The sequence below is a fragment of the Bartonella sp. AC10YNML genome (assembly GCF_042196825.1).
GTDB lineage: Bacteria > Pseudomonadota > Alphaproteobacteria > Rhizobiales > Rhizobiaceae > Bartonella.
In genome coordinates this window covers 1-724 of sequence record NZ_JBHIRA010000076.1, presented here as the reverse complement: position 1 = coordinate 724, position 724 = coordinate 1, and the positions used below count along the sequence as shown (strand labels likewise).

The 724-nt window shown below is 40.9% G+C and carries 1 pseudogene; it reads left to right on the top strand.

The features are described 5' to 3' along the window. Positions 1 to 87: 87 nt before the first annotated feature. Positions 88 to 724, top strand: a pseudogene (locus ACFINA_RS09710) (integrase arm-type DNA-binding domain-containing protein); the annotation flags it as partial.

Here is a 724-nt window from a genome sequence, read left to right as displayed (position 1 = left end):
TTTATCTTGAATCAATCAAAACCATTCGCTTGCACGTCACAAGCGAAGCTGGCGTGTGGGTAAAAACTGTATAAGAAAGAACTAAAAATGGCTCTTATGAATCGTCTTAAGTGCCAAGGGCTGTCGCAACACCCACGAGCTGGCAAAGTGTGTGATGGTGCCGGCTTGCTTTTTCATAAACGTAAAGATGGAAGTGCTCAATGGTTTTATCGTTATACCATTCATGATCGCCATCGCGAAATGGGCTTGGATGCTCTTTGAGAGATGTTTCTTTAAAAAAGAGCGTGAATTGGCAAACCAATGGCATTCTGTTTTACGTAAAGGTCGTGATCCCATTAAAGAACGCAATAAACAAAAGTGTGAAGCAATCTCCATTATTTAAAAGATATCGCTTTGGGTACTTTTGAAAGTCGGAAAGCTGAATTAAAAGGTGATGGTAAGAATGGGAACTGGTTTTCTCCCTTGCGGCTTTACATTCTCCCTAAATTAGGCTGTCTGTCCATTTCAGAAATTACCCAAACAGAGATACGCAACACGCTTGTTCCTATTTGGCATACAAAAGCTACAACAGCAGAGAAAGCACTAAACCGTCTTAATATTTGTCTCAAACATGCTGCGGCTTTGGGTTTGGATGTTGATTTACAAGCAACAACAAAAGCACGCGCGCTCTTAGGAAAACAACGTCATAAAACGCAAAATAGACCAGCAATGGATTGGAAAGATG